Source organism: Desulfosporosinus sp. Tol-M2 (genome assembly GCF_059735615.1).
The window spans coordinates 1-8,110 of sequence record NZ_JCAIJG010000140.1 but is presented as its reverse complement, the minus strand read 5'-3'; the positions used below and the strand labels follow the sequence as shown (position 1 = coordinate 8,110).

The following is an 8,110-nucleotide window of genomic DNA, read 5'->3' as shown; positions in this document are numbered from 1 at the left end:
TTCTACGGGACCACTTACTGCTACACTACCACTGATTTCAATGGGACCACTTACTGCTACACTACCACTGATTTCAATGGGACCACTCACCGCTACGCTGCCGCTTACGGCTACACTCCCACTTATTTCTACGGGACCACTTACCGCTACACTACCACTGATTTCAATGGGACCACTTACTGCTACACTACCACTGATTTCAATGGGACCACTCACCGCTACGCTGCCGCTTACGGCTACACTCCCACTTATTTCTACGGGACCACTTACCGCGATATCGCCTGTTACGTTCATAATACCACTCGAAGTGGTTAGAAGCGGTTGAACATTTTCAGAGCTATCTATCCCATATATTTTTACTGGCAAAGAATTGGGATTATCCTGAAATACTTTATAGTTTGGCATTATTGTCTCTCCTTTCCTCCCAAATTCAATAAACTTGGGTATATAAGCTTGGTCTAGGCCTTAATTTAGTATATGAAAAAAAAACATAAAGTTACTTCTAGTTCTTCCAACTTCTTCTATACTCAGGCCCCAAGCACCAGATACATCGTTTTACATATTATATAGAGGAAACTTACTACATATGGAATTTTAACTCCATATGTAATTTAGTTGAACTTATCTCCAAAGGCGTATGTTATGTGAAGCCCAATATCCAGCATACGAACCTCAATTAGTCGCGATTAGCCATCAGATAATTAGAGTACTAAAGGGATGATTTTGGAGTGACTACTCTTAGCATCTGCATGATTATTAACAATGAAGAAAATTGCCTGCGCCGCTGCCTTTCTAGTATTGAAGCTATCGCCAGCGAAATCATTATCGTAGACACTGGTTCGGCAGATGACTCCCTACTGGTTGCCTCTGAATTTGGTGCGCTGGTATTTTCTTTTGAATGGGAAAACAACTTCAGTTCCGCCCGGAATTACAGCCTGGATAAAGCCAGCTGTGAATGGATTCTGGTACTTGACGGAGATGAAGAAATCGAAAGTAAATCTTATGAACTTCTTCAAGAAAAAATACGGACTCCGGATGTTGACGCCTACCTTCTGACCATACGCCAACCTTCAAATAACCAGCACGAAATTCTGGCCGGATCTTCTTTACAGCTAAGGTTATTTAGAAATAATAAACATTATCGATATCAGGGCATTATTCAAGAGCAGATTATTGATAGTATAATTGATCAGAATCCCTCAGTTGTGATTGAAACAGCCTCAAACATCACTATTCTTCATCATGGTTGCACCAAAGAAGATAACACAGACCACGATAGATTGAAACGAAACATTGAGCTTATCCAGCAGGTCCTGGAACGAGAAAGTGAACAACCGTTAAAATACTTTTTACTGGGACGAGAATACTACCATCATGACAAATTTTTAGAAGCGCTGGAGTATTTTCAGCTTGCCTACGACAAGTCTTACTGCCAGGCCGTTAATATCCCTGATCTGCAGCGTTCAATTATCATCAGTTTATATATGCTGGGTAAATCTTCGGAAGCTCTCGCCTTCGTAAATGATGCTCTCAATATGCGATCTGATTCAGCAGACCTTTATTACCTCAAGGGTATAATCTATAAAGACCTTGGGCTTTACTCACAGGCCCTGCCGTCTCTAAAAGAAGCCCTCGCTCGCTTCTCCCCGCCGCCTTATCGTGACCTTTTTTACTATCATTGTAAATACACTAGTCTGTACCTGCTGGGAAGTATATCAGAGTATTTTATGGATCTGGACGGCGCCCTGATTTATTATTATGAATCTCTCAAAAACAACCCCTATCTGATTGATCCCCTCAGAAGAATGATAACCATACTTCGTCCCCGTATTAATCCCGATTATACTATTGATTCCTTAAATCGAGTTTTCGATTTAAGCGCTAGGAATTTACAGTCCGAACTTACATCGATCTTTTATCATGAAGGTGCTTATCAACTCGCTCTTGACCGAATAAATCAATTAGAGGACTATGGACAAATATCAGAAAAAATATTGCTTTTTAAGGGTTTATGTTTGATGAGGATCAAAAAGTACACTGAGGCTGTGGATGCATTTCACAACATTACCCAGGACAAGAACCTCTATATTAAGGCCTTGCAATATATACTATTGTACTATTGGATAGCTAAGGATTACCGTAACGCCCTTGAATGCCGGAGACAAATAAAAAATGCTCAGGCTGATCCATCTACGGTATATGTCTTAAACCTTCTTACCCGCAGTTATGCAAACAAAGCTGGTATTATCCAAGAGAAGTCATATAACCTGGCTAAAGAATTAATGGGTCTGATAGTTGAACTGGGGGATAGCAACCAGGTAGATGCGGCCTTTGATAACCTTGTACCGATACTAAAAGAGCGGCCATCTTATTTACTGGCAGAACTGTACTATAATTATGAAAAATATGAATTGGCAAAGGCTGAATTCCTATCTCTCCTGGAAATAGGCAGTAATTACCCGCTAGTTTATTATTATCTGGGTAAAACCTGCTGGGCTCTCGGAGATTTAGAAACAGCTGTTCTGAATTTACAACAGGCTATTAAGAACGGATTAAATACTCCTAGAATAATTTGGGAAAAGGCACGTCTACACCAGGAACAGGCCCTTAAGACACTGAAAGAGGAAATGCACTATTTCCCCGATGAACATAGGATGAATCAGATCCAAGAACTTGAGGAGAATCTGATCGGAATTTAATGCAAATCTGTAACATTTTGGGCCTATTTTTTATCTGGTAAATGGTTTTAAGGAAATGGGGTAGTAGGTGTGAATATAAAAAATCAAGTATATAATGGGGATTTCCTACTATCTCAAGAAATTATTCCAGAATTCCCCGATGGATGGGTTCAGAAAGGCGGTGACACTACAACCCGTTGGGAGTGGCTTGGTCCTGTGCAAGGTCCACGGGCAATTGCAATTCTTCACCCCGGAGGTCAGCGAGCAGGTATTGCCCAAGCTTTGGATACTACAGTTCAAGCAGGCGAAATCCAACGTTGGGAAGTCAAAGCCATTTTGGAAACAGAACCGGCGGAAGTGGCATCTTATATTAAAGTATTTTTCGGGGCGGTAAGCCAAAAGGTCTTTTCCTTAACGCCAGGATCTACGCCCGAAGTTTTTAGCGAGATATTTGCAACGCCCGTGGGTACGAATGCAATCTTACTGGAGATTGGCATAATCGGCGAAGGCAAGTTAGTTATTCATGAAGTTGAAGCTTATCGTCTTTATCCGAATCGGGTTCTGCGTCTTGATGAGAAAGGGCAGGTTTATGCCCGGCATGTCGATAGTATCGGGCAAATCCAGATGCCCGTGTCCGTAAAAGTAATTAGCCCGGTGCCAATTCATGTTGATGTAAGCACTTTCGTAACCGCGGATATCCGGAATCTTACCCCGACCCGTGATGGAGTGCGTATTTATGGAAGTACCGGAACACCAGTAAATAGTACCTTTGATGGTTTGCTGCAAGTACAGATGGCCGGTCACGTTTTCCGAGAGAACGTAGAAAACGTGGTGGCCAATATTGCTCCAGCTGCCTCAATAGCTCAAGATGTATCGAGTCTGAATATGTTTTCATTTGCAGTTTCTAATTCTGGGGCTACCTCGTCATTTGTTCAGCTCCAGATTAGCCCCGACGGATTGGTATGGTCAGCGGATACACCGGACCGGGAAGTTAAAGCGGGTACTTTGGAGGTTTTTACGCCATCATTATTTTTACGCTATAATCGGCTAGTCTACCGGGCTAGTGTGGCCACTCCGCTGAAAGTTTGGTTTCAAGCCCAGAGTTAATCAGCTCATTTGATCCTTCAAATACGTGCCGTTTCCAGTTGCAGAACGTCCAACTTAGCCTCTACACGATTAAGAGTTTCACCTCTACCTTACCTCACCTTCATAATAAAAATTTTCTTCAGACGAAGTTTATCAAGGGATTAAATTAGCGATGTGTAATGTGCGCCACTTATCTTCCTATGAAGAAGGGGAGTGGGCGGTGTTATGGGGGTTTGCTTAAAATGTTTTTCTAACTTTGAGCCTGTACCCAAATTCTTAACGTGGTCAAATCATCCGACTTGTAAGATATTCTAGTGTAACGCAGAAAACTTACAGGGGAGACAATGACTAACTCTTCCGGACCGACCTCTTGTTGTTCACCCGCTGCCGTCCAATGAACGCCGTTCGGGCTAAGCTCTGCTTGCACACGCGCGGACACTGCTCCAAAATTATAGACCACAAAAGAAAACCGCAGCAAAGCAGAAACATCACGAGTTGTTGTTGCGGACATTGTCTGGTTAGCTGTAACATCTTCGATACTTTCATGAAACTCGTGCCCGCTGATTTCCACTTGCGCACGACCGCTAACTGACGTGGCGAAAGGAGCTTGACTGCTTCCGAAAATTTGCACCCTGTCGCGAGTCGGCGTTAGGTCCCGAATATCCGCATTAACATTCGCCTGAACTGTGACCGGGATCTTTAAAGGAATTGGCATTGCAAGGTGAATCGGCTTTATTATTTCTCCGATAGTCTGTATATGATTAATAGCTTGAATCTCCTTCTTTGCTTTTTTCACTCGCCTTTTCATACGATTTGGGGTAAGGGAATACGCGATCAGTTTATATATATATAAGTCGCCCAGCCCTAAAACGCCCGTCTCTAAGCGCAGAAACTTAATCTCGGAACATACACTTATAACCTGCTTAAACTGCTCTTGCTTCAACCCAGGAGTAAAGCTATATTCCCACGGTTTAGATACGTCACCATTTGATCTAATGGGGTAGATACGCAAATAGGCCTGCAGTTCGGGCATACCACTTTTGAAGAACATTAATATCTGCCAATCTTCATCTTTACGCACGTCAAGAGAAGCCTCGTATGTTTGGACAATTCCTGCTCTAAGAGCAGTCGTATTCTTTATCTCCAAAACAGGCTTTTCCAGGGGCGCATTTATAAAATTCCAGCTCGTTTGGTGATTCCCGCCAATTTGAAGCCAAGCGTCTGGAAAATTAGATTGGTTCTTGCTTTCTATTTGGAAATTTCCATTATATAGTTCATTGAACATCCCCGGGAAATTGTTTTTCATCTCAAAACCCTCCATCACCAGGCGATTATCCAAGAGCTGTCAATCTATCATATCGGTCAAACTGATAAAATAGCACTAAATTTATATACGTTTAAGATTAATGACAAAAAGTGGGCATTGATTCCTGCCGTGATTCGTGTTAAATTTGTCTTGTACAAGTTATCCAAGTTGTACAAGTGGTCTATAGAAACTAAAGACGTGAGCGCAAAACCTTAAATCTCCTGACGAGGAGGTTTCTTTTTTTCTACCAATCTATAATAAAAGGGAAGGGATTAGCCAATCACAAGCTAACGCCTTCCCTTTTATAAAATTCTATCAACTCCTGGTAATCTACACCTACACTTTAATATTCATGGGCAGTAACTTCACACTTCCCCAAACTGCCAAGCGATCATCTTTAATAATTAAAACGCCCTTAACCCCTCTGATCCCTGAGGCAAATTCGAGGGCTTTTGCCAAATCGTCTGTCGACTGAATAAAGTTCCCACAGGCGGTTGCTACCGCATCCGCCAAAGCCACTGCAGGAGAAAGTACAACAACTGCGTCAGCTCTACCAAAACTCAAGGAAGGCCCCACTTTACCCGAGGATGTACATATCCCCAGTGGGGTTTCGTTCGGTCGGATCTCTATGGTTACCCGATTCGATAGCGGTGAATCCCCCGCAAAAATTCCAACCTTCCGAATACGGCTCGAACGCAGGAAGATATCTCCACCATTTTCCACAATCACATCCCGTGAGCGTTTGGCGATTGATTTCCCAACCGACTCTGCCACGGCGCCGGCAACGGCAGCCATCGGCCCCACTCCAGCAAGACGCCCGGCTTCTGCCATAGTTTGAACCATTAATGGGGCATCCGGTAAAACAGTGTAAGGCGTTAAGGCACTCAGAAAACCAGGGTCTCTCTGGATATAGTCCTCAAGCGGTCTTCGACAAGCCCGAATCGTCTCTTCTACCCAGGCCACAAGTTCAGAAGAAAACCTCTCTTTACGAACCCCGATATCCAGGTCAGTTTCCGCCACAACCACCTGAAAATGCACCAGATCCACCTGGCGGTGATCCTGCCGATAAAAACGATCTGTGAAATCCAATTACAAACGAACCTCCATGGCCTTCATCGGGCAAACTTTCACACAAAGTTGGCAAAAAATACATTGGTCTCCATCAAAGCGGACTTCCATCGACGGGCGATCCATATATAAGGCACTGGTAGGGCAAATGCCTGTACAGGCCCCACACATGACACACTTTTCTTCATTACGCACAATTTCCTGATTAAGGGCCTGAACCGAAACCCCTAGATTACGTAAATAGCTTAGTCCTTTTTCACTTTGATCTCCGGTTACCTCCAAGATCATCGTTCCTTCTTTTTGAGGGTTGACATCCGCTTTTACAATGTTTACCACCAAGTCAAAGTCTTTAACCAAACGATAAACAATCGGTTTAACCGAGATATCTGTCCCGAAACGCAAAACTATTCTTTTAGGCGACATTTTATCAAACCTCCTTAATACAGTGAGCGATAATGCCGTCAGCGGGTGAAGGAAGAGTTTTGACGGGTTCTGTCAGTTGAAATTCCCCTTTTTGAATCCACACCTTTAAGGTTGAGGCGATTTCCCGAGCCCGTGGCATACTGGACAATGGAGCCGTATGCACTTCCTTGCCATTCACCTTGATCTTCCCACTCTTTAGTTCTGCATAACTGACATACCCCAGATTACCCGGTGTTAACGAAGGATACGCTTCCCCATAGTCGACTATGGGAGCAAACAATTCTTCATCCTTCAGGGCTGCATAGCGAGCAATTTCTTCATTGAGAATAGGGATAGGGATTCCGATCCCAACACTAAGGGTTGCCCCATATCCCAGATAACTGGTGCCTACCAGCCATCTGGGATTCATTTGTTTCAGATCCCCTGTGACTGCAAGTGTCCCCCCTGCTGCGCAACCCAATTCCTTACCCTCAACGTTCATCATCGCCGGGAAATGTTGTGTCCCGTTCCAAGCGACATATCCAATACCTCCGCCGAGAAAAATCTTTGTGCCAACCCCGATCGTTTTAAACTGAGGATCCTTCAAAAGCGGGCTAAGTTGTCCTGATGTTGAAAAATTAGCGTTCTCCAAACGAGGTTTAAGCATTCCCATATACGTATAAATAGTTCGATTGGTCAGATTCACTGCGCAATTGTAGTTCTGATAAGCATTCCGAGGATTAAAAAGAATTGCCTCATTGATCTCATCCAACGTAATTATGGTTTCAAGATTTCGGCGTGGGTAACAATCTGTACCATATCCCAACGCTTTTAGTTTTACCGGTTTGCGTGCAACAAGATCATGAATGACATGGCCCCCACCATACCTAAATTCACCTGGGTAATTACTATTCAGTGGGTCATCTTCATGCATCTCCGTCGCACCGATATAGGCGTCAACAGCTGCTAGGCCTGCATAGGCGGATACCCCGTTCAGCCAAACTTTCTGCATTTTCATCCGTGGTGTTGTGTGCCCAAAACTTAAAAAAACACCCGAGGAACACATTGGCGCAAAGGTACCGGTTGTCACCACGTCGACGTCTTGTGCTGCTTGGGAAAGACCTTTCTCCTCCACCAAGGCGATAAGTTCTTCGGCCGTCACGACAACTGCTTTACCTGATTTAATTTTGGTATTGATCTCCGCATACGTCTTTTCAACACTCATGAATGTCCCCACCTCCTGATTATTATTAGACACTTTGTGTACAGAAAAGGCCTCTTCCCAGCTAGAAGAGGCCAAAATTTCATATCATCGACGCTCCTCTTATCTGCCAGAAGAATTTCTTCTGCAAGAATTAGCACCATGCTTTGAGCAAGCTATGAAAATCATGGCGTGCCAAGCGGGTTGCCGGGTTTCATTGGGCTAGTCCCTCCACCACTCCGGATAAGAGCATACATTATTCAATTAATCATTGCATTTGATTCTATCATTTGTCTTATATCATGTCAATATGCACTATCTGTATATTATTACAGGTAGTTCATCCTATGTTACAGGTCAGAGGTGCCG

7 protein-coding genes and 1 riboswitch are annotated in these 8,110 nt (G+C 43.6%); of the genes, 2 read left to right on the top strand and 5 right to left on the bottom strand.

What is annotated here, in order from left to right:
* On the bottom strand, positions 1-405 hold a 405-nt coding region (locus AC6I5A_RS11165; protein WP_497900684.1), incomplete at its 3' end, for a hypothetical protein.
* A 323-nt stretch (positions 406-728) separates the two neighbouring features.
* Between AC6I5A_RS11165 and AC6I5A_RS11160 the strand changes: the two genes are divergently transcribed.
* Positions 729-2,699 carry a glycosyltransferase gene (locus AC6I5A_RS11160; protein ID WP_497900683.1) on the top strand — a complete coding sequence of 657 codons (1,971 nt, stop codon included), beginning with the start codon at positions 729-731 and terminating at the stop codon, positions 2,697-2,699.
* A 69-nt stretch (positions 2,700-2,768) separates the two neighbouring features.
* Positions 2,769-3,785, top strand: a complete 1,017-nt coding sequence (locus AC6I5A_RS11155; RefSeq protein WP_034615778.1) for a DUF6385 domain-containing protein — start codon at positions 2,769-2,771, stop codon at positions 3,783-3,785.
* A gap of 229 nt (positions 3,786-4,014) precedes the next feature.
* Here AC6I5A_RS11155 and AC6I5A_RS11150 read toward each other — a convergent pair whose 3' ends face one another.
* The 4 genes from AC6I5A_RS11150 to AC6I5A_RS11135 form a co-directional block, all read right to left on the bottom strand.
* The gene (locus AC6I5A_RS11150; protein ID WP_034615775.1) at positions 4,015-5,070 is read right to left on the bottom strand and encodes a DUF6385 domain-containing protein; all 1,056 of its coding nucleotides are present in this window, start codon (positions 5,068-5,070) and stop codon (positions 4,015-4,017) included.
* A gap of 336 nt (positions 5,071-5,406) precedes the next feature.
* Positions 5,407-6,159 carry a UPF0280 family protein gene (locus AC6I5A_RS11145; RefSeq protein ID WP_034615771.1) on the bottom strand — a complete coding sequence of 251 codons (753 nt, stop codon included), beginning with the start codon at positions 6,157-6,159 and terminating at the stop codon, positions 5,407-5,409.
* A complete protein-coding gene (locus tag AC6I5A_RS11140; RefSeq protein ID WP_034615768.1) occupies positions 6,160-6,561 on the bottom strand; it encodes an NIL domain-containing protein in 402 nt (133 codons plus the stop codon). It abuts the gene before it with no gap.
* Positions 6,562-6,565: 4 nt separating this feature from the next.
* Positions 6,566-7,765, bottom strand: coding sequence for a homocysteine biosynthesis protein (locus AC6I5A_RS11135; RefSeq protein ID WP_034615765.1), 1,200 nt, complete (start codon positions 7,763-7,765; stop codon positions 6,566-6,568).
* Between the two features lie 96 nt (positions 7,766-7,861).
* Positions 7,862-7,991, bottom strand: a riboswitch (SAM riboswitch).
* Positions 7,992-8,110 lie beyond the last annotated feature (119 nt).

Coding starts and splice junctions, on each gene's coding strand:
- AC6I5A_RS11150 (WP_034615775.1), bottom strand. CDS start 5,070: ATGAAAAACAATTTCCCGGGGATGTTCAATGAACTATATAATGGAAAT.
- AC6I5A_RS11140 (WP_034615768.1), bottom strand. CDS start 6,561: ATGTCGCCTAAAAGAATAGTTTTGCGTTTCGGGACAGATATCTCGGTT.
- AC6I5A_RS11135 (WP_034615765.1), bottom strand. CDS start 7,765: ATGAGTGTTGAAAAGACGTATGCGGAGATCAATACCAAAATTAAATCA.